The sequence below is a fragment of the Pseudomonas sp. ES3-33 genome (assembly GCF_000952175.1).
Lineage (GTDB): Bacteria > Pseudomonadota > Gammaproteobacteria > Pseudomonadales > Pseudomonadaceae > Aquipseudomonas > Aquipseudomonas gregormendelii.
Window position 1 is genome coordinate 1 of the sequence record NZ_JZRI01000063.1, and the last position, 18371, is coordinate 18371.

Sequence of the window (18371 nt, forward strand, 5' to 3'; positions counted from 1 at the left end):
ATATTAACCGTTTTGCGAATGAAGTCAAAGGTCCGGGGGACGGCCCCGGCGTCAGTCAGTCCACACCCAGTTCAACCATGCCACTGTTCAAGCGCACAGGCCAAACCCGCAACCGCTGCTGCGCCGACTCCAGGCAGTGGCCATCTTCCAGGCGAAAATGCTGCTTGTAGATAGGCGACGCAACCACCATGTCCCCCTTGATGTTGCCGATCAAACCGCGACCGATCACGTTCGCCCCGGATTGCGGGTCGTGATTGTCGATCGCGTAAAGCGACCGGCCCTGGGCCTCAGGCAGGTAGAACAACGCCACTTGCGCGCCCTCGAACCAGACGACGACCCCGGAGTTGCTGACCAGGTCTTGTTCACTGCAAACCGCTTTCCAGGCTGCAAGGTTTCGCTGAGTGTTGGACTGGCTCATCAGGCAATCTCCTCGATGACAGGAATGAGGTTGAGTTCGGTGACGATGATCGGACGGCGCTGACCGCGCTCCTGGACGAAATGGATATCCGGATCCGGGCGCTTGTCGTTGACGAAGGTGCGGAAGCGCTTGAGCTTTTCCGGGTCCTTGAGGACGTTGGCCCACTCGCACTCGTAGCGATCGACCACCAGCTGCATCTGCGATTCGAGTTCGGCGCCCAGGCCCAGGCTGTCGTGGATGATCACATCCTTGAGGTAATCCAGCCCGCCCTCCAGGCTTTCGCGCCAGACCGAGGTGCGCTGCAACTTGTCGGCGGTGCGGATGTAGAACATCAGGAAGCGGTCTATGTAGCGGATCAGGGTTTCATCGTCCAGGTCCGTGGCGAAGAGTTCAGCGTGGCGCGGCCGCATACCGCCGTTACCGGCGATGAACAGGTTCCAGCCGTTCTCGGTAGCGATCACGCCCACGTCTTTGCTTTGCGCCTCGGCACACTCCCGGGTGCATCCGGACACAGCGAACTTGAGCTTGTGCGGCGAACGCAGGCCCTTGTAGCGGTCCTCGATCGCCAGGGCCATTTTCACGCTGTCCTGCACGCCATAACGGCACCAGGTGCTGCCTACGCACGACTTCACGGTGCGCGTCGATTTGCCGTAGGCATGCCCGGTTTCAAAACCGGCCTCGATCAACTCGGCCCAGATGTCCGGCAATTCGTGCAACTGTGCGCCGAACAGGTCGATGCGCTGACCGCCAGTGATCTTGGTGTAGAGATCGTATTTCTTCGCCACCACGCCGATCGCGATCAGTTTGTCGGCGGTGATTTCGCCGCCCGGAATGCGCGGCACCACCGAGTAGGTACCGTTCTTCTGCATGTTGGCCATGAACGTGTCATTGGTGTCCTGCAACGGCACCAGGGAGGCGTCCATGATCGGCTGGTTCCAGCACGACGCGAGGATCGATCCCACGGTCGGTTTGCAGATACCGCACCCCGTGTGCCCACGGCCATGTTTGGCCAGCAGCTCTTCAAAAGTAGTCACGCCTTCCACCCGCACCAGGGCATACAGTTCCTGGCGGGTGTAGGCGAAGTGTTCGCACAGGCGGGTGTCGACGCTGACGCCACGGGCGATCAACTCGTGCTCGAATACCTGCTTGAGCAAACCTGCACAGCCACCGCAACCCGTGCCCGCCTTGGTCTGCGATTTCAGCAGCCCGAGGTCGGTGCAGCCGCCTTCGATCGCCGAGCAGATGGAGCCCTTGGTGACGTTGTGGCACGAGCAAACAGTGGCAGCCGCAGGCAACGCGACGGGGCCGAGCACCGGAGCGCCTGCAGACGACGGCAAGATCAGGCTGGCAGGTTCCTTCGGCAGCACGATGCTGTTCTGCATGTATTGCAGCAGGGTGTCGTAGTAGCTGTTGTCGCCCACCAGCACGGCGCCCAACACGTGCTTGCCGGTCGCGTCCACCACCAGGCGCCGGTAGCGGGCCGTCGCCTCGTCGATGAACTGATAGCTGCGCGAACCCGGCGTGTGGGCATGGACGTCGCCGATAGAACCAACGTCCACGCCGAGCAGTTTCAGCTTGGTCGACATGTCAGCCCCCATGAACGGCTCGGCGGCCTGCTCGCACAACAGGGCGGCAACGCTACGGGCCATTTGGTAACCCGGCGCAACCAGGCCGAACAGGCTGCCGTTCCAGGACGCGCACTCGCCGATCGCGTAGATGTTCGGGTCGATGCTCAGGCACTCGTCGTTGATCACCACGCCCCCACGTGGGCCAATCTCCAGGCCGGACTGGCGGGCCAATGCGTCCTGGGCGCGGATACCGGCGGAGAACACGATCAGGTCGGTCTCGAGGAATTCGTCATTGGCAAAATTCATCCGATAACGGTAGTCCTCGCCGGCGCTGATCGATTGAGTGGCACGGGACAAGTGCACGCCAACCCCCAGCCGTTCGATTTGCGTCTTGAGCGCCAGGCCACCCAGGTCGTCCAGTTGCACCGGCATCAAACGCGGGGCAAATTCCACCACGTGAGCTTCAAGGCCCAGGCTCTTCAGCGCGTTGGCGGCTTCAAGCCCCAGCAGGCCCCCGCCCACCACCACGCCCCGGCGGGCGTTGACGGCAGCAGCCCGGATGGCGTCGAGGTCTTCAAGGGTGCGATACACCAGACGCGAGTCGCCTTCAGCGCCCTCGATAGGCGGCACAAACGGGTAAGACCCGGTGGCCAACACCAAATTGTCGTAGGCGATGCAACCTTGCGCGGTGACCACCTCACGACGGGCGCGGTCGATTTCCAATACCGGCACCCCGAGGTGCAGCGTGACACCTGGCGTCTGGTACAGCGAAGCATCGGACAGCGCCAGGGATTCAGCATCGCGGCCGGTGAAGTATTCGGAGAGGTGCACACGATCGTAGGCACGCATCGGCTCCTCGCTGAACACATGCAGCCGATAGTGCTCCAGGGCACCGCGTTCGATCAGTTGCTCGACACAATGATGTCCGACCATGCCATTACCGACCACGATCAGTGTTTTCAACTTGTTCAACGCGGCAACATTGGCATTCATATCAAGCACCCGACAAAGCTCATCACGGTTTAAAAAAGCAAAAAAAAACGCCTGAAACCTTACGGTTCCAGGCGTCTTTGCCTGTTCTTATGCGGAATCAACCGGGCGACTTCGCCTGATCCTCCGCTGTTGCCCATGACCTGTCTGGCCGATCGATCGTCGTTGATCGAGGGGGCAGCCTACCCGGATGGTTCCCGGTAGAGCTAATGGGGGACTTGCAGTCTTTGTGCCATACACTCCTTGAGTGCCGCAATTTCATCTGGAGCAAGGATCGTTGGGCTGCCAGGTAGACGTGCGAAGAGACCTGCTGCGGGCCCAGGGGGCTTGAGCGATGCGGCATTTGCTAAATGACGAGGGCATCTGCCGCACCGCCAGCGAACAAACAGGAGCACTCGTTTTTCGCTTACAACTGGTGCGCGCCACCCTGCAACCCGCTTTATAAAAGTGCATCCAACGGTGAATTTCAGCGCCTCTTTGCCCTCAACATGCACAGTGTTCGCTCCCGGCAGATACCTGTAATCTCACGGCTGATCGACGTTATGCGGTCGATGCCTTTGATCAAATGATCGCCTCGCAGCCACGACCGGCGCACTCCTCTCAGTTATCGACAAATCTTGAGGTTTATCCGATGAGTAAAGCCCCCTACGTCCCGCCGCAAGTCTGGGTGAACAACGCCCCGTCCGGCGGCCAGTTCGCCAGCATCAACCGTCCCATCGCTGGCCCGACTCACGAGAAAACCTTGCCGGTGGGCAAGCACCCGCTGCAGCTCTATTCGCTGGCAACGCCCAATGGCGTGAAAGTCACGATCCTGCTCGAGGAATTGCTGGCGCTGGGACACGAGGATGCCGAGTACGATGCCTGGTTGATCCGTATCGGTGAGGGTGACCAGTTCTCCAGTGGTTTTGTCGAGATCAATCCAAACTCGAAGATTCCCGCGCTGCTGGATCGCAGTGTGCAACCACCGGTTCGTGTATTCGAGTCCGGCGCGATCCTGCTGTACCTGGCCGAGAAGTTCGACGAGTTTCTGCCGACCGATTTAGCCGGACGTACCGAAACCCTGAACTGGCTGTTCTGGCAGATGGGCGCAGCGCCCTACCTGGGCGGCGGCTTCGGACACTTTTATGCGTATGCGCCGGAGAAGCTCGAGTACCCGATCAATCGCTTTACCATGGAAGCCAAGCGTCAGCTGGATGTGCTGGATCGCCGCCTCGCCGAAAGCCCGTACCTTGCTGGCGACCGCTACTCCATCGCGGATATCGCGGTGTGGCCCTGGTATGGCCAACTGGTGCGAAACAACGTGTACTCGGCCGCCGAATTCCTGTCGGCCGACCAGTACACCCATCTGCAGCGCTGGGCAGAGGAAATCGCCAACCGGCCTGCGGTCATCCGTGGCCAGCGGGTCAACCGGACCTGGGGCGATGAGGCGAGCCAGGTTGCCGAACGGCATCAGGCTGAAGATCTGGGTTGAGCGGCTGATTGCCTGAGGGAATCCCGCCGATGTCGGCGGGATATCAAAGCGCCGCTTCTGGTTGATCTATCGCTATTGCCTTCGCCGCACGACCCGACGCACAAAGCCGCATGGTCGGCGCCTACATGTGTTTTTACTCGGTGGGCAGCGCGCTGGGAGCTGCAGCGGCTACTCCATCACATCGTGCGGAGTGAAACATGCCTTTTGCCAAAATTGCCCCCGCTGAAGTGGTGCAGATGCGCCAGTTCAACAAGAAGCTCGCCTGGATGCCACGCTTCAAAATACGCAATCGCGTCACGCCGCGAGTGATTCAAGCACTGTTGCGCATGAGCCAGCTCGGCGGCGACAAGCAATTGGCCAGGCATGGGCTTACGGCCGAAACACGCGTGATCAAGGTGGATGGCGTAGCTGTGCCCCTCCGGATCATTCGACCCCAGGGAAAGATTCAGGGCATCGTGCTGGACTTCCATGGCGGCGGTTGGGTCATCGGCAATGCGCAGATGGATGACGCCTTTAACCTGGCGATGGTCAAGGCGTGCAATGTCGCCACCGTCTCGGTCGATTACCGCCTGGCAGTGTCAACACCGATTGCAGCGCTGATGAATGATTGCCTGGGCGCCGCTCGCTGGTTGCTTGGCAACGAGTGCGAGGAATTTGCCGGGCTGCCCGTGATCGTGGTCGGCGAATCCGCAGGCGCGCATCTCGCTGCGGCGACCTTGTTGGCGCTCAAGGCCTGGCCGACAATGCTCCGGCGAGTGAGCGGCGCGGTGCTTTATTACGGAGTCTACGACCTGACGGGAACGCCAAGCGTGCGCACGGCGGGCCCGGAAACCCTGTTGCTGGACGGTCCGGGCATGGTCGAAGCGCTGCGCAGGCTCACCCCGGGCTTGAGCGATGCACAACGCCGCCAGCCGCCCCTGTCTCCACTCTACGGCGACTTTAGCGGTCTTCCACCAGCGCTGATGTTCGTGGGCGAACTGGACCCTCTTCGGGACGACACCCGGGATATCGCTGAGCGCTGGGGCGAAGTTGCGCAGGTTGAAGTGCACCAGCTGCCGGAGTGTGCCCATGGGTTCATCCATTTTCCGACGGCGCTGGCAGACAGGGTGCTGGCGTACAGTCGGGAGTGGATCAACGAGCGGATCCACCGGTTGCCGCGCTGAATGCCGCGATCGCACACGCTATCCGTCAACTATCTTTTTAGGAGTCAACATGCCTGCCAATAAGCGCGACAGCGCCCGTATCGAACGCCGCCTGGTCGCTACGCTCACCGAAGCCTGCGAAATGGCGAAAGCTGAAATCACCGGGTTTGACTGGCTGACTCACACGGTCGACTACGATGCTTTTCCACAAAGCCTCAGGGTGATCTGGGTGTTTGAGACCCGTGCGAGCAAGGAGCAAGCGCTTTCCTGTGGGCAGGACACACGCATGCGAGCACTCACGGCCATTGCGCTGGGCGAAGCGGCTGTCGATTCAGTACAACTGGAGCGTTGCGTGCGATTCGACTCCGAAGAGGAATGCCAAGTCCAGCATGGCGGGGATTGGCGTCGGCGCCTGTCCGGGCACCAGGGTTAGCTTTTGCAGTATCGCCTTCAGACCATCGTCCGCGAATGCCGGATGCTTTTAGTGAGCGGCGGCGATCGGCTTGGTTTCCGGAACCACAAAGTTCACGGTCGTACGGGTGAGTATCTTGTGGGTCGGGTCCGCCACCTCAAGCAGCACCTTGTGGGCACCCGGGATCAGGCCAACCAGGATGATCGGGTCTTCGCTGGTGTGCGCCCACGTGCCCTGCCAGTCGTCGACGGTCACGTGAAGGTGAGCGAGACGAGGTGATACCTCAACGGCCGCTTTGCCAAATACCGGCATGATCCTGGCGTGCTCCGCTCGATACTGGATGATCACAACCCCACGGGCGAGTGGCTCGACGAGCGGCGGATAGGCGATCAGGGCCGGAACCGTCTCGGATTCCAGTGGAAGTATTGCCGGCGGGTGATGGGGGTCTGCTTCGCCTTGAGCGGATGCTGCTGCGCAGATCAGGACACCCAAGGCCAGGGTGAGTGCATTTGCTAAAGCGAGTGGCATGGCGTTTTCCTCCCGCAGGGTTCCTTTAATCTTAGATCAAATCAATCGAATCACCCCACCATCAAGGCCAGCCGCCTTGACGACGGCATGATTTACGCTTTAATGCGCGTGCTGAATCCATTCAAGGAAGATAAAAACAATGAAAAGCGCTATAGGCACTCTTCTGCTCATCTGCCTGGCCACCCGTGCAGTCGCTGACACCAACCATGTCGGCTTTCAGAGCTCCACATTACCTGACACCCAAGACCACCGCCCGCTGGAGCTGGCCGTCTGGTACCCCACAGCATCTACCGCAGCCCCCGAGTTGATCGCTGACAACCCGGCATTCGTCGGAGTACTTGCAGTGCGCAATGCGCCCGCGGCAGCCGGCGCGCATCCTCTGGTGGTGATCTCTCATGGTTATCGCGGTAACTGGAGCAATCAGGCGTGGCTCGCCACTGCCTTGGCCCATAAGGGCTATATCGTCGCCGCTGTTAACCACCCCGGCACCACCACTCATGACCGTAGCCCCCAGGCCGCAGCACAGTTATGGCAACGCCCTGCCGACTTGAGCCGGGCCATCGATGCGGTGCTGGCTCAGCCGCAACGATTTGGCGAGATCGCGACAGGACGGGTGGCCGTAGTGGGCCATTCACTCGGCGGCTGGACCGCGTTGGAAATCGGCGGCGCACGTTTCGATCCCGAGCGCTTCGACCTGGACTGCAAAGTCCACACGACGTTGGCCAGTTGCTCCGTGTACCAACAGATCAACCCCGCCAGCACCCCGGACGCGAGAACCCGACTGGCTGCGGATTTGCGCGATAAACGTGTCACCTCCATCGTCAGCCTGGACCTGGGCCAGTCACGTGGAATGACCGACGCCAGCCTTGCGGCGCTGCCGGTGCCGACGCTGGTAATCGCTGCAGGCGCTCCATCTGCCGACCTTCCCGCTGAGCTGGAATCTGCCAACCTGGCCAGACGCCTGCCCCCGGCATCCAGTCGTTACGTCGAGATCAGCGATGCCAGCCACTTCAGCTTCCTGTCGTTGTGCAAACCGGGTGCGGTGGCGATGCTTGAAGAGGACGTGCCAGGCGACGGGATCATCTGCCAGGATGGCGAAGGCGGACGCTCTCGAGTGGCAATCCAGCAGCAGGTCATAGGGCTGATCGATGAGTTCCTGGCGCAGCCATTGATCACAACCCAGCGTTGAGCTGAAGGTGATAGCGCGAGCGTCGGAGGGGATGGGCAGGCGGATGAGCAACGTGGAAGATCGCTGGAGGTTTTGTCCATATGTGGATCTGGCTCAATTTGTAAGCTGATATCATTGATGAACTTACAAGTTGGACAGAGAAAAATGAACCGGCAGAAAAAAATAAAGCAGTTGTTGAAGGCTCACGCGAAAAAGGCCAGTGCCAAATTGGCACCGGCCAAGGCGAAATACATCAGCAAGGCTGACCGATTGAAAATGGCAGCTGAGGCGGGTCAGGAGCCAAGCACTGCTGCTGAAAGCTGAGAAGTGCAGACACTTCATCCCATGCCTACCGCGCGTGCACAGTCCAGGCCACAAGCCTGGCAACCATTGGCCTTACAACCAGTACGCACACAAAAGCAGATGGCATTGCTACCCGATAAGCATTCATCACATTCTCCAGGTAATGCTCATCCAGACCGAATTCGGCTATGGTGATCACCAGGCACATCAGGAACGCCATTATTGTTGCCATGTAGAGCGCGAATACGTAGGGCGTAGCGCGGCTCGGCAAGCGCAGCCTGGAAGAATAGGTCGTGGAGTCGGCGGTCATCGGTGGCTCTCGGGTAGTCAGTGAGCGACAACGTTAACAATCCCCTTGGTCAACCAGTACCCGCCTCTCCATTGAATCAATACTAAAAATTATCAACGAATCGAGCAGACAGTCAGTTCATGGATACTCTGGGTTTGATCAACACCTACATCCGGGTGGTGGAAACCGGCAGCATTGCCGCTGCGGCCCGCGCCCAGGGCCAGAGTGCGGCAGCCGTCAGCCAGAGCCTCTCGCGGCTGGAGGCACACCTCGGTGTGCGCCTGCTGTCGCGGACCACTCGCAGCATGGTGCTGACTGAAAGCGGTGCGCGCTACTTCGAGAAAGTCCGGCACATTCCACGGGATATCGATCTGGCCGCGCAGTCGGCGACCATGACCAGCGAGCCGCAGGGCGCACTGCGCGCGGCGACCACGGCGGCATTCGGTCGTCATGTGCTCGCCCCCTTGATGCCTGCTTTCAAGGCAGCCTACCCGCGCATCGACATCGAGTTGATCAGCACTGACCGGCGCGTCGATCACCGCCTGGAGGGCATCGACGTCAGCATCCGGATCAAGGCGCAGTTGAGCGAAAGCCTGGTTGCCCGCCAGATTGCCTCGCGCCCTTTCATATTCTGCGCCTCCCCTGCCTATCTGCAGCGTGCCGGCGTACCCGCGACACCCGAAGACTTGCACAAACATGCATGCCTGGTGTTTCGCTATCCCACTGATGGACGTTACCTGCCGTGGAATTTCATTCGGCACGGCCACTCGTTCGAGGTGAAAACCAACCCTGAGTTTGTCTGCGATGACATCGACATGCTTGCGCAAATTGCGGTGAATGGCGGCGGTATCGCGCGACTCGCAGACTTCGTGGCTCAGCCGCTGATCGAACTCGGACGATTGGTGCCGTTGTTCGAACCGCATCATCCAGACGCAGCCACTGCGCAACCTGAGCCTATGGATATCTTTGCGTGCGTCACCGAACGGTCGGCGCTGAACTCCAAGGTGCGCGCGTTCATCGATTTCCTGGAGCACGCGCTACGAGCAGACCCGCCACGGCACCTCGGGTAAGCCGCTAGAATTTCTGACTTGCTTAATACATATGGTTATCCGTATATTCGATCATCCATATGTAAAGAGCGCTTGCGATGATCACCCCCCTTGAAATCTTCAAGAGCCTGGCTGACGAGACCCGCCTGCGCGCCACCCTGCTGATTGCCGAGCAGGGCGAGTTATGCGTCTGCGAACTGATGTGCGCGCTCGACGATAGTCAACCGAAAATCAGCCGTCACCTCGCACAATTGCGTAGCAACGGCCTGCTGCTGGATCGGCGTCAGGGCCAGTGGGTGTATTACCGTCTTAACCCGCAGCTGCCGGAGTGGGTTCACGAAATCCTGCGAGTGACGGCAAAGGCTAATGCCGATTGGCTCATGGACAACTCCTCACGCCTGCAGAACATGAATGCACGGCCTGTGCGCGAAAGCGCCTGCTGCTCAAACCCCTTCGATCCGTCCTTTGATGTTCGCCCATAGCGGCTGGAGTACTCCATGCAAGTCCTCTTCATGTGCACGGCCAACAGCTGCCGCAGCATTCTGTCTGAAGCCATGTTCAATCATCTGGCGCCCGCCGGGTTCGCAGCGGTGAGTTCTGGCAGCTTTCCCAAGGGCCAGGTGTTGCCGCGCAGCCTGTCTACCTTGCAGCAGGCCGGTATCTCCACCGATGGTTTGTACAGTAAAGGCAACGATGCCTTCGCAGGCAACCCGCCGGACATCGTCATCAGCGTCTGCGACAAGGCCGCAGGTGAAGCTTGCCCCGTTTACTTCGGCCCTGCGCTGAAAGCCCACTGGGGGCTGGAAGATCCATCCGATGTCAGCGGTGACGAAGCGCTGATCGACGCCGCTTTCCGTGCCACGCTCGCGCGCATCGAACAACGCTGCCAGGCCTTCCTCGAACTGCCCTTCAACCGTCTAAGCCGCGATGAACTCAAACACGAGCTCGATCGCATCGGCACTCTCTGAGGAGAACTGTTCATGTCAGAACACCTGCCCAACCTCGACGCCACCCTGTTCGAAGGTCTGCAAACATCGACCCTGGGCGCCCCCAAACCGCGCATCCTGCTGCTGTACGGATCGACCCGCGAACGCTCTTTCAGCCGGCTGCTGGTAGAAGAAGCCGCCCGCCTGCTTGAGCACTTCGGCGCAGAGGTGCGCATCTTCAACCCGTCCGGCTTGCCGTTGCCTGACGATGCTCCGGTCGAACACCCCAAGGTGCAGGAACTGCGCGATCTGGTGGTGTGGTCGGAAGGTCAGGTGTGGTGTTCGCCGGAGCGCCATGGCGCGATGTCGGCGGTATTCAAGGCACAGATCGACTGGATCCCGCTCGAGCTCGGTGCAGTTCGTCCGACCCAGGGCAAGACCCTGGCAGTGATGCAGGTATGCGGCGGCTCCCAGTCGTTTAACGTGGTCAATCAACTGCGTGTGCTGGGACGGTGGATGCGCATGTTCACCATCCCCAATCAGTCGTCAGTGCCGAAGGCTTACATGGAATTCGACGACGCCGGGCGAATGAAACCATCGCCGTTCTATGATCGGGTTGTCGATGTCATGGAGGAGCTGGTGAAATTCACCCTCCTACTGCGCGACCGCCAGGATTTTCTCGTCGATCGCTACTCGGAGCGCAAGGAAAGTGCCGAGCAACTGATGGCGCGTGTCAATCAGCGTTCGATTTGATGAAGAAGCAACGCCACCCCAGCCTTGGTAAGGCTCAACATGAATCGGCGTCGCAGACCGAACCTTTCCCCCGAAAACACCGTCCGAGGTAAGGCGTTAATGCTTACCGCTCACCACGAGGTTTCCGTTTGAAAGCTGCCGTCATCAAAAAATACCGACTGATCATCAAGACCATGGGTTACGTGGGCTGGGCGTTGTTCTGGCTGTTGCTCTGGGACATCGCGGTCACCGTGGACTTCATGCTGTTTCTCAACGCCAAGATCAACCTGCCGCTGATGCCCCTGACATTGCTCGGTTCGGCATTGGTGGTGCTGATCAGCTTTCGCAACAGCAGTGCCTATAACCGTTGGTGGGAAGCGCGGACGTTGTGGGGGTCGATGATAAATAACTCTCGCAGCTTCGCCCGTCAGGTGCTGACGTTGCTGGATGACGCTGGCCCTGAGTTCAATCCGGTCAAGTCGACCCTGCTGCGCCGCCACGTGGCGTATGTGAATTGCCTGGCGGCGCATTTACAGGGCCATGCTTGTCCGGAGGAAGTCCGCGCGTTTATTCCCGCTGAGGAATTTGCTCGCAGTGGCACCACCAACAACTTTGCCAACGACATCCTCACCGGCTCAGCGGCGTTGCTGGCCCGGGAGTACAAGGCCGGGCGGCTGGACAGCATTCGCCTGGCCAGGCTTGAGTCAACCCTGGTGGACCTGTCCAACAGCCAGGGAGGCATGGAGCGGATCGCCAATACCCCGCTGCCCTACCCTTACGTGTATTTTCCGCGGCTGTTTATTTCGCTGTTTTGCCTGATCGTGCCGGTGGGGCTGGTGGAATCCCTCGGCTGGTTCACGCCACTGGCTTCGACCGTCGTGGGCTTCATGCTATTGGCCATCGAACGCATTGGCACCGACTTGCAAAGCCCGTTCCGCCACAGCGAACACCAGATACAGATGGAAGACCTCTGCGAAACCATCGAGAAAAACCTGCAGTCGATGCAGCGTGATTCTTTGGGCGATGTGCGCAGGCTGGAAGAGCCTGCTAATGCGCTATGAGCATGGCAGTCAGGAACCGTAACGCTCGACTGAAAACCGGATGACAGTCGGCAAACGGAAAATCGTCAAGCGCAGATGTACAGACTGAGCGTCCCAAAGCCGCTACTGAAAAATATCATCAAGACGCTGATGGGCGAGCAGCGCCGAAACATCCGCTTGAGCCATTTATTGCTAAAGCCCGGGAATACAGGCCAGTTTTGCCTGTCGCCACCCTCGTCTATTGGCCGATTTCTGTCTGTTTTAACCGTAAGCCATGAGTCGATTACATGCCTCGATCACAGGCAGTTATCGGCCAGAAGCGCACCCTCCAAACCCCTCGTTCTCCCCTCGAAATTGAAGTCTCTCCTTCCCGCAAGGGCGCGCAGATAACCCCTCCGTCCGCCGAACCTTGCATAGGTATAGGGGGTATGCCTATCATGCACAATGCATAGGTAGGGGGGGTATCCCATGGGTCATATTGCGGTAAACAAAGACGATCTTCTCAAACGCGTAAAACGCATCGCCGGACAAATCCAAGCCGTTGAGCGGGCATTGGAGTCGGACCTCGATTGCGCCAAAACACTGCACCTTGTTGCCGCTACTCGCGGAGCCATCAATGGCTTGATGGAGGAAATCATCGAGGAACACGCGCGGGAGCATGTCGCAAACCCTGCTCTCAGCGAAGAAGAGCGTAACAAAGGCGTCGAAGAGCTTCTTGAAGCCATTCGCCGTTACTCCAAGTGAACGCATCCAGGAACACGCTCATGAACAGCACGAACATCAACTACACACACGACCATGTGTTCCTTGGCTCAGCACACGACGAAAATGCCAAGCGTACGCTTTGGGTTGTGGCGCTGACCGTTGTGATGATGGTTGGCGAGATCACCGCTGGCTATATCTCGGGCTCGATGGCGTTACTGGCTGATGGCTTTCACATGGCAACTCATGCCGGCGCATTGGGCATCGCGGCGGCCGCTTATGGATACGCAAAACGCCACGCTTCCAGCCAGCTCTACAGTTTCGGTACCGGTAAGGTTGGAGACTTGGGCGGATTCGCCTCGGCGCTGATTCTCGGTATGGTCTCCCTGGGAATTGGCGTTGAGTCTGTCATGCGCCTCTTGCAGCCAACGGAAGTTCAGTTCGGCACCGCTACGCTCATCGCGATTGCCGGTTTGATCGTCAACATTGTCAGTGCCCTGCTGCTGGGCCACGGGCACAGTCATGGGCACGATCACGATAACGATCACGGCCATGCCCACGCCCATCACGGGAACGACAACAACCTGAAATCGGCCTACGTCCACGTCATTGCAGACGCGCTGACTTCCGTTCTGGCCATTGCTGCATTGCTCGCCGGCCGGTATCTCGGCTGGGTGTGGCTGGACCCGGTCATGGGCATTGTCGGCGCAGTTGTTATTGCGCGCTGGGCATGGACCTTGATGGGAGCCACCGCAGGAGTACTGCTGGATCAGACAGATGCACACGTTGCCGAGGAAATCCGCGAACTGGTTGAGAAACCGGGGGATGCCACTATCACGGATTTGCACGTCTGGCGGGTTGGACCGCAAGCCCATGCGGCCATCGTCAGCGTCCTTGGTGAGGCCACTGCGAACGCCGATAGCATTCGTGAACGTCTCAAGCCGGTTCACGAAGTCAGCCATCTGACGGTCGAGTTTCGACCTGTCTATTAAGCGCCTCCCCACCATTGTCTCCAAAGGAACCCGCAATGCCTCTAGGGAAACGTGAACTGGCACGAATCGAACGTCGGTTGATAACCACGCCTACCGAAGCATGCGATCAATCACGTGTGCCCAAAGGTGGCTGACAATGGCTAAAGAAATCGAGAATCCCTGCATCTCAGTTTGCCAGCTCAGTGGTGATCTGTGTGTGAGCTGCGGGCGAAGCAAGGAAGACATCAGAAAGTGGAAACGCATGAAGCGGCCTGAAAAAATGGCCGCAGTGCAAAGGGCGAATGTGCGCTTGAAAGGGCTGAAGAAATCACAAGGATAGTCACTTGTTCTGGATGACCGCTATGGGTCGACTCTGTTGAAAAAGTAGCTCTCCTGTCTGGCCTGCGGCAAAATCTCTGCATTGGCCAGCAGGGAAGCACGCAGCATGATGGGACAGTTATCGAGTGGGCAGGAGAGGCTGTTTTACTCGTTCAACCTTGAAGATCACATTCCAGCCAATGACCTTCTGCGCAGCATTGATCAATGTCTCGATCTGAGCGACCCGCGCCATTACCTCGCCGATTTCTACAGCCCGATTGGGCGTCCGTCGATTGATCCTGAACTGATGATTCGCATGCTGATCGTGGGCTATTGCTACGGCATTCGCTCTGAGCGACGGCTGGGCTTCAGTGTCCGGTTCAGCTAGCGCGATCAAAGCCTTAACGTGATGGGCAACGGCAAGCAATCCCATTCGAATTAACCGATGCCGGATGGCCTGCACACTTTCCAGATCATCAATGAGGGTCATTTTTCCCTATTGGTTGATCGACGTGCCAAACGCAACGGCTCGGCAAAGGCGCCGGGCCGTGAAGAGCCGTGCTTAGACGAATGTCAGGACAGCGTTGAACACCAGTGCCGCGACAAAGCCAAGAGGCGCTGCGCGAAACAGGAGCTGCTGGAACAGTGAGCTGCGGCTCTGCTCCGTGGTACATGAGCCTAATATCAAGCTGCCTCCAGAGGAGAACGGCGAGATCGAGGTGGCTTGAGCGCCCACGACGATGGCCACGAACAGGATCATCGGATCGAGCCCCAGTGCCGTGGCAAGCGGTGGCACCAACGGGAACAGCGCCGGCGTCACCACCCCCAGTGTGCTGGAGAACAGTGACATGAACGCCGCCACCACACCGAAGACAATCGGCACCATGATCGGCGCAATGCTATTGCCCATCCACGATGCCAGCAAACCGATGGTCCCGGCCTTGATCGCGACCGAAATCAGCATGCCCACACCGCAAATCATGATCAACGTGCCCCAGGGCACGGACGCCATGGCCTTGCGTTCGTCGCCCAGTTTCAACAAGAGCGCGATCACCGAGAACAGGCTGGCAATCAAACCGATGTCCATCTTCGAATTGATGAAGCTCACCGTGGAGTTGTCAGGGAAGACAATTTGCGCGATGGGCGCCGCCAGCACGATCACCATCATCGCCAACGTCAGCCACAGGGTGATTGTCTGCTCGCGGTTCAGCGGCGTCGGCACCACGACCGCATAAGCGGACGCCTTCATCGCCTTGCCATGGCCGGTGAGAAACACCAATACCGAAATCACCGCCAGCGGTATCACCAGGGTACTGGCGAAAATCGCTGCGGCGTTGATGAAGGCCTCGTTTTCCGGGATGCCGGCATTGGCCATCAAGCCACGAAAAATGATACCACTCTGGCTGGAGACGAAGTTGGCTCCGCTCAAGGCGCCATAGTTGACCGCCATGCCACCCGTGATCAGGCTCATCCCGGTGCGCTCACACAGCAGCAGCGTGATGGGCGCCATGAACGCCAGCACTGTGTAGTAGCCCGCCCCCATCGCCGAGATGGCGGTTGCCGTGAAGAAGACCGCGAACGGCAACAGTTGAGGCATCGACCGGCATCGATAAATCAGATGCTCCGCCAGCTTTTCAAGCGTTCCATTGACGGTGGCAAAACTATAGAACAGACAAACCGAGAAGATGATGAAGAAAATCTTCAGCGGCCACAGGCTGATGACTTCGGACGGGCTCAACCCCATGCCGTAACAGCCGATCAGGTAAGCAAAAGCGATGGCGAACAGACCTATGTTGATCTTGGTCTTGTAACCCAGGGCGACGGCGACAACGATTGCCGCGACGACGAGCAGGCTCATCATGATGGAAGTCCTATTGTTGTTATTGATCGTTTAGCAGCACATGTCGAAGCCAAACAGCTTCGCTGGGTTGTCCTTGAGCACATGTGCCCGCTCGGCCGCGTCCGGCAGCAAGCCTTCGAGGAAAGCCACTTGCCGGGTATAGTTTGTCTGCTGTTCATACTGAGTGTTGGGCCAATCGCTGCCCCAGACGAGTCGCTGGAGACCGCCACTCGCGTCGCGCAACAGCGACAGCCCATGCGATGCCTGGGCAAGATCGGATTGACTGCGGTACGCGGCGGACAGCTTGAGCCACACCCCGTCATCGTTCAGCAACTCAAGAAACGCCTGATGGTTGGGGTTCCCGGCATCGATGCCCCCCGTCGGCAGGCCGAAATGATCAACGACCACGGTCACACCGCAGGCCCTGATGGCCGATACGATCAGCGCCAGGTCATCGATGCCGCGCTGAATTTCCACTTGCCATCCCCGCAGCGCCAACCGCCGGAACAGAGCGGTCCAGGCTGGGCTGCTGTAATCCGCCAGCGCCTTACCAATGAGATTCAAACGGATGCCGACCACACCGGCTTCGGCCAATTCGTCCAACTGGGTTTCGCTTACGCCGACATCCACCACCGCCACCCCACGCAAACGCTGCGGATAACGGCGCAAAGCGTCGAGCATGAAGTGATTGTCGGTGCCTAGAAAGCTCGGCTGAATCAACACGCCGTGTGAAAAACCGTGGTGATCCAGGTGATCCAGGTATTGCTCCACCAAAGCGTTGTAACGCGGGCTGTAGCGACGGTTGGCAACCATCGGCAGATCTTGGCGGAAGACATGGGCGTGCGTGTCCACACCGGTGAAGGCAGGCGGGTGAAGGCTGGTCATAAACAGATAACCCCGATCGTTTGTTGTTATGGCAAATCACCTGCCGCCCATGAAAAACCAGGCCCTTTGGCCCAATCTTCCATCGTCAGCATGTGTATAGATGTCACAAATTCATATAGATGACTAGATCACCATATATTCAGGGATAGATATCTGTCAAACCTCACGCAGGTGATAAAGTGGCTCCGCATGCCGAAAAGGAATCAAAGAAAAATGAACGCCCCTACTACCCTCGGATACGACGAGCGCTTGCCGCTCTATCAGCGCCTGCGAGAAGAAATGCTCGCCAAGATCGGCACCGGCGAATGGATGCCAGGCTCGCCCATCCCCACGGAGGCCGAGCTCACCAAACACTATGGTGTGGCGATCGGTACAGTGCGGAAGGCCGTGGATACGCTGGTCAATGAAGGCCTGCTCCTGCGCAGCCAGGGTCGTGGCACCTACGTGCGCCGCCCCAACTTCGATGCCTCACTGGCGCGATTCTTCAGGCAAGTGAATACCGCAGGTGGGCGCGAAACACCGACCAGCCGCATCCTGGCAAAAAACCGGCAAAAACCCTCACAGCGGGTGGCAACAGCACTGAAGTTGCAGGACGACGAAGACGTCGTGCACCTGGAGCGGCTGCGGATGATTGAAAGCCGCACACTTTTTCACGAGGATATCTGGCTTTCCGTCACACGGTTCGGCGTATTGCTGGACATTAATTCCGAAAGCTTCGGCAAACTGCTCTACCCGTTTTATGAAACCCAGTGCGGCCAATGTATCGGCTCGGCGACCGAGATCCTCACCGTGGAGCAAGCCGACCGGGCCATCGCCAAAATCCTTTCGATCAAAGAAGGCGCCCCGGTCGTCACCATCGAGCGCACCGCCCTCGGCTACGACCGCTCCCCGCTCGAATACCGAATTTCCCGCGCGGCGGCCGAGGGGTTCAGGTACCAAATCGATATCTCATGAGCCGAGTGGCAATGGTACCAACGCCCTCGCCGCCAGGTGTCAGGATTACGCCGGCGGTCCAACCAATCCAGCGCCCGATTCACCGCCAGCTCACCGAGCATGATGATCTGTTCAAGCCCCAACAACGCATTACGACTCTGCCACTGAAACGTCTCCGCCAAGTCGCAGGCCATTACATTGGACGACGCCAAGCATTCACAGGCGTGAACCAGCAAGTCTTCCGTGTCGAAATCCGGGTTAATCGCTTACATCGTGCTCGGGGCCCGGCTGCGGGTTTTGATGTCTTCGGTGTTGAGGTAATAGTCGAGGGAGTTGGCCTAATGGGAGCCACATTTGGAGCAAAACCGAAAGGGAACTTCAGGTGAGTATCCGCTTAGGGTCCAGGCTGTGTGAAAACGCATGTGCCGTATTGAAGTCTCGTTGCTACGTAAAATCTGCGGGTGTTTTGTTAATCAGCAGCCCGAAAATTTGCGCAAGAGCGCGATGTTCGTTCCAGTCCTGACTGAAAAGCCTGCTTCAAAACGGTTTCACACAGCCTGGGTCGTTTTCTGCCTCTCGCGACGGGCGGAATTCGGCTGATTCTGTTGAAAAACGCAAGCATCTCCGACTGTGTCGCCTTGAGCCTAGAAAGGACATAATCAGTGCACGACCATGAAATGTGATTT

20 protein-coding genes and 2 pseudogenes are annotated in these 18371 nt (G+C 58.7%); 15 read left to right on the forward strand and 7 right to left on the reverse strand.

Annotated elements, in window-relative coordinates:
- Window positions 1-55 precede the first annotated feature (55 nt).
- Complete coding sequence (gene nirD / locus UB23_RS11430) at window positions 56-418, reverse strand: nitrite reductase small subunit NirD (protein WP_045059422.1); 363 nt, start codon at window positions 416-418, stop codon at window positions 56-58.
- The gene (gene nirB / locus UB23_RS11435) at window positions 418-2979 is read right to left on the reverse strand and encodes a nitrite reductase large subunit NirB (protein ID WP_045059423.1); all 2562 of its coding nucleotides are present in this window, start codon (window positions 2977-2979) and stop codon (window positions 418-420) included. Before nirB ends, nirD begins: the two co-directional genes overlap by 1 nt.
- 628 nt (window positions 2980-3607) lie before the next feature.
- Between nirB and yghU the strand changes: the two genes are divergently transcribed.
- The 3 genes from yghU (at window position 3608) to UB23_RS11450 (ending at window position 6022) form a co-directional block, all read left to right on the forward strand.
- Window positions 3608-4447: a glutathione-dependent disulfide-bond oxidoreductase gene (yghU, locus tag UB23_RS11440; RefSeq protein ID WP_045059424.1), complete on the forward strand. Its 840-nt coding sequence runs from the start codon at window positions 3608-3610 to the stop codon at window positions 4445-4447.
- A gap of 197 nt (window positions 4448-4644) precedes the next feature.
- Entirely contained in the window at window positions 4645-5610 is a 966-nt protein-coding gene (locus UB23_RS11445; protein ID WP_045059425.1) for an alpha/beta hydrolase fold domain-containing protein, read from the forward strand.
- 49 nt (window positions 5611-5659) lie between these two features.
- A complete protein-coding gene (locus UB23_RS11450) occupies window positions 5660-6022 on the forward strand; it encodes a hypothetical protein (protein ID WP_045059426.1) in 363 nt (120 codons plus the stop codon).
- 48 nt (window positions 6023-6070) lie between these two features.
- Here the strand turns inward: UB23_RS11450 and UB23_RS11455 are convergent, their stop codons facing one another.
- Entirely contained in the window at window positions 6071-6529 is a 459-nt protein-coding gene (locus UB23_RS11455; RefSeq protein ID WP_045059427.1) for a DUF6130 family protein, read from the reverse strand.
- A gap of 139 nt (window positions 6530-6668) precedes the next feature.
- Between UB23_RS11455 and UB23_RS11460 the strand changes: the two genes are divergently transcribed.
- Both UB23_RS11460 and UB23_RS28455 read left to right on the forward strand, forming a co-directional pair.
- Window positions 6669-7718, forward strand: coding sequence for an alpha/beta hydrolase family protein (locus UB23_RS11460; RefSeq protein ID WP_045059428.1), 1050 nt, complete (start codon window positions 6669-6671; stop codon window positions 7716-7718).
- A 144-nt stretch (window positions 7719-7862) separates the two neighbouring features.
- A complete protein-coding gene (locus UB23_RS28455; protein ID WP_082069163.1) occupies window positions 7863-8021 on the forward strand; it encodes a DUF2986 domain-containing protein in 159 nt (52 codons plus the stop codon).
- 25 nt (window positions 8022-8046) lie between these two features.
- Here UB23_RS28455 and UB23_RS11465 read toward each other — a convergent pair whose 3' ends face one another.
- Complete coding sequence (locus UB23_RS11465; RefSeq protein ID WP_045059429.1) at window positions 8047-8310, reverse strand: DUF2798 domain-containing protein; 264 nt, start codon at window positions 8308-8310, stop codon at window positions 8047-8049.
- 119 nt (window positions 8311-8429) lie between these two features.
- Here UB23_RS11465 and UB23_RS11470 point away from each other — a divergent pair, with 119 nt between their 5' ends.
- The 9 genes and pseudogenes from UB23_RS11470 to UB23_RS11505 form a co-directional block, all read left to right on the forward strand.
- Entirely contained in the window at window positions 8430-9359 is a 930-nt protein-coding gene (locus tag UB23_RS11470; protein WP_045059430.1) for a LysR family transcriptional regulator, read from the forward strand.
- Window positions 9360-9436: 77 nt separating this feature from the next.
- Window positions 9437-9820 carry a metalloregulator ArsR/SmtB family transcription factor gene (locus UB23_RS11475; RefSeq protein WP_045059431.1) on the forward strand — a complete coding sequence of 128 codons (384 nt, stop codon included), beginning with the start codon at window positions 9437-9439 and terminating at the stop codon, window positions 9818-9820.
- Between the two features lie 15 nt (window positions 9821-9835).
- Entirely contained in the window at window positions 9836-10306 is a 471-nt protein-coding gene (locus tag UB23_RS11480; protein WP_045059432.1) for an arsenate reductase ArsC, read from the forward strand.
- A 12-nt stretch (window positions 10307-10318) separates the two neighbouring features.
- Entirely contained in the window at window positions 10319-11017 is a 699-nt protein-coding gene (gene arsH, locus UB23_RS11485) for an arsenical resistance protein ArsH (protein ID WP_045059433.1), read from the forward strand.
- Window positions 11018-11145: 128 nt separating this feature from the next.
- Complete coding sequence (locus tag UB23_RS11490) at window positions 11146-12057, forward strand: bestrophin family protein (protein WP_045059434.1); 912 nt, start codon at window positions 11146-11148, stop codon at window positions 12055-12057.
- Window positions 12058-12504: 447 nt separating this feature from the next.
- On the forward strand, window positions 12505-12780 hold the full coding sequence (locus UB23_RS28460; protein WP_082069164.1) for a metal/formaldehyde-sensitive transcriptional repressor: 276 nt from the start codon (window positions 12505-12507) through the stop codon (window positions 12778-12780).
- A gap of 20 nt (window positions 12781-12800) precedes the next feature.
- A complete protein-coding gene (dmeF, locus tag UB23_RS11500; RefSeq protein WP_045059436.1) occupies window positions 12801-13730 on the forward strand; it encodes a CDF family Co(II)/Ni(II) efflux transporter DmeF in 930 nt (309 codons plus the stop codon).
- A gap of 136 nt (window positions 13731-13866) precedes the next feature.
- Window positions 13867-14049: a DUF1289 domain-containing protein gene (locus UB23_RS28465; protein ID WP_082069165.1), complete on the forward strand. Its 183-nt coding sequence runs from the start codon at window positions 13867-13869 to the stop codon at window positions 14047-14049.
- Window positions 14050-14154: 105 nt separating this feature from the next.
- Window positions 14155-14391: pseudogene (locus UB23_RS11505) on the forward strand (transposase); the annotation flags it as partial.
- A 198-nt stretch (window positions 14392-14589) separates the two neighbouring features.
- Here UB23_RS11505 and UB23_RS11510 read toward each other — a convergent pair.
- Together UB23_RS11510 and UB23_RS11515 are read right to left on the reverse strand one after the other, a co-directional pair.
- Window positions 14590-15888 carry an SLC13 family permease gene (locus tag UB23_RS11510; protein ID WP_045059438.1) on the reverse strand — a complete coding sequence of 433 codons (1299 nt, stop codon included), beginning with the start codon at window positions 15886-15888 and terminating at the stop codon, window positions 14590-14592.
- A 30-nt stretch (window positions 15889-15918) separates the two neighbouring features.
- Window positions 15919-16752 (reverse strand): amidohydrolase family protein, encoded by an 834-nt coding sequence (locus UB23_RS11515; protein ID WP_045059439.1) that lies wholly within the window; start codon window positions 16750-16752, stop codon window positions 15919-15921.
- A 213-nt stretch (window positions 16753-16965) separates the two neighbouring features.
- On the opposite strand from UB23_RS11515, the gene UB23_RS11520 reads away from it, so the two are divergent.
- A complete protein-coding gene (locus tag UB23_RS11520) occupies window positions 16966-17706 on the forward strand; it encodes a GntR family transcriptional regulator (protein ID WP_045059440.1) in 741 nt (246 codons plus the stop codon).
- Window positions 17707-17762: 56 nt separating this feature from the next.
- Here UB23_RS11520 and UB23_RS30245 read toward each other — a convergent pair.
- Window positions 17763-17987, reverse strand: a pseudogene (locus UB23_RS30245) (DUF6124 family protein); the annotation flags it as partial.
- Window positions 17988-18371 lie beyond the last annotated feature (384 nt).

Excerpts from the sequence above, each read along its gene's own strand:
- nirD (WP_045059422.1), bottom strand. The coding sequence starts at position 418 with ATGAGCCAGTCCAACACTCAGCGAAACCTTGCAGCCTGGAAAGCGGTT.
- nirB (WP_045059423.1), bottom strand. The coding sequence starts at position 2,979 with ATGAATGCCAATGTTGCCGCGTTGAACAAGTTGAAAACACTGATCGTG.
- yghU (WP_045059424.1), top strand. The coding sequence starts at position 3,608 with ATGAGTAAAGCCCCCTACGTCCCGCCGCAAGTCTGGGTGAACAACGCC.
- UB23_RS11445 (WP_045059425.1), top strand. The coding sequence starts at position 4,645 with ATGCCTTTTGCCAAAATTGCCCCCGCTGAAGTGGTGCAGATGCGCCAG.
- UB23_RS11450 (WP_045059426.1), top strand. The coding sequence starts at position 5,660 with ATGCCTGCCAATAAGCGCGACAGCGCCCGTATCGAACGCCGCCTGGTC.
- UB23_RS11455 (WP_045059427.1), bottom strand. The coding sequence starts at position 6,529 with ATGCCACTCGCTTTAGCAAATGCACTCACCCTGGCCTTGGGTGTCCTG.
- UB23_RS11460 (WP_045059428.1), top strand. The coding sequence starts at position 6,669 with ATGAAAAGCGCTATAGGCACTCTTCTGCTCATCTGCCTGGCCACCCGT.
- UB23_RS28455 (WP_082069163.1), top strand. The coding sequence starts at position 7,863 with ATGAACCGGCAGAAAAAAATAAAGCAGTTGTTGAAGGCTCACGCGAAA.
- UB23_RS11465 (WP_045059429.1), bottom strand. The coding sequence starts at position 8,310 with ATGACCGCCGACTCCACGACCTATTCTTCCAGGCTGCGCTTGCCGAGC.
- UB23_RS11470 (WP_045059430.1), top strand. The coding sequence starts at position 8,430 with ATGGATACTCTGGGTTTGATCAACACCTACATCCGGGTGGTGGAAACC.
- UB23_RS11475 (WP_045059431.1), top strand. The coding sequence starts at position 9,437 with ATGATCACCCCCCTTGAAATCTTCAAGAGCCTGGCTGACGAGACCCGC.
- UB23_RS11480 (WP_045059432.1), top strand. The coding sequence starts at position 9,836 with ATGCAAGTCCTCTTCATGTGCACGGCCAACAGCTGCCGCAGCATTCTG.
- arsH (WP_045059433.1), top strand. The coding sequence starts at position 10,319 with ATGTCAGAACACCTGCCCAACCTCGACGCCACCCTGTTCGAAGGTCTG.
- UB23_RS28460 (WP_082069164.1), top strand. The coding sequence starts at position 12,505 with ATGGGTCATATTGCGGTAAACAAAGACGATCTTCTCAAACGCGTAAAA.
- dmeF (WP_045059436.1), top strand. The coding sequence starts at position 12,801 with ATGAACAGCACGAACATCAACTACACACACGACCATGTGTTCCTTGGC.
- UB23_RS28465 (WP_082069165.1), top strand. The coding sequence starts at position 13,867 with ATGGCTAAAGAAATCGAGAATCCCTGCATCTCAGTTTGCCAGCTCAGT.
- UB23_RS11510 (WP_045059438.1), bottom strand. The coding sequence starts at position 15,888 with ATGATGAGCCTGCTCGTCGTCGCGGCAATCGTTGTCGCCGTCGCCCTG.
- UB23_RS11515 (WP_045059439.1), bottom strand. The coding sequence starts at position 16,752 with ATGACCAGCCTTCACCCGCCTGCCTTCACCGGTGTGGACACGCACGCC.
- UB23_RS11520 (WP_045059440.1), top strand. The coding sequence starts at position 16,966 with ATGAACGCCCCTACTACCCTCGGATACGACGAGCGCTTGCCGCTCTAT.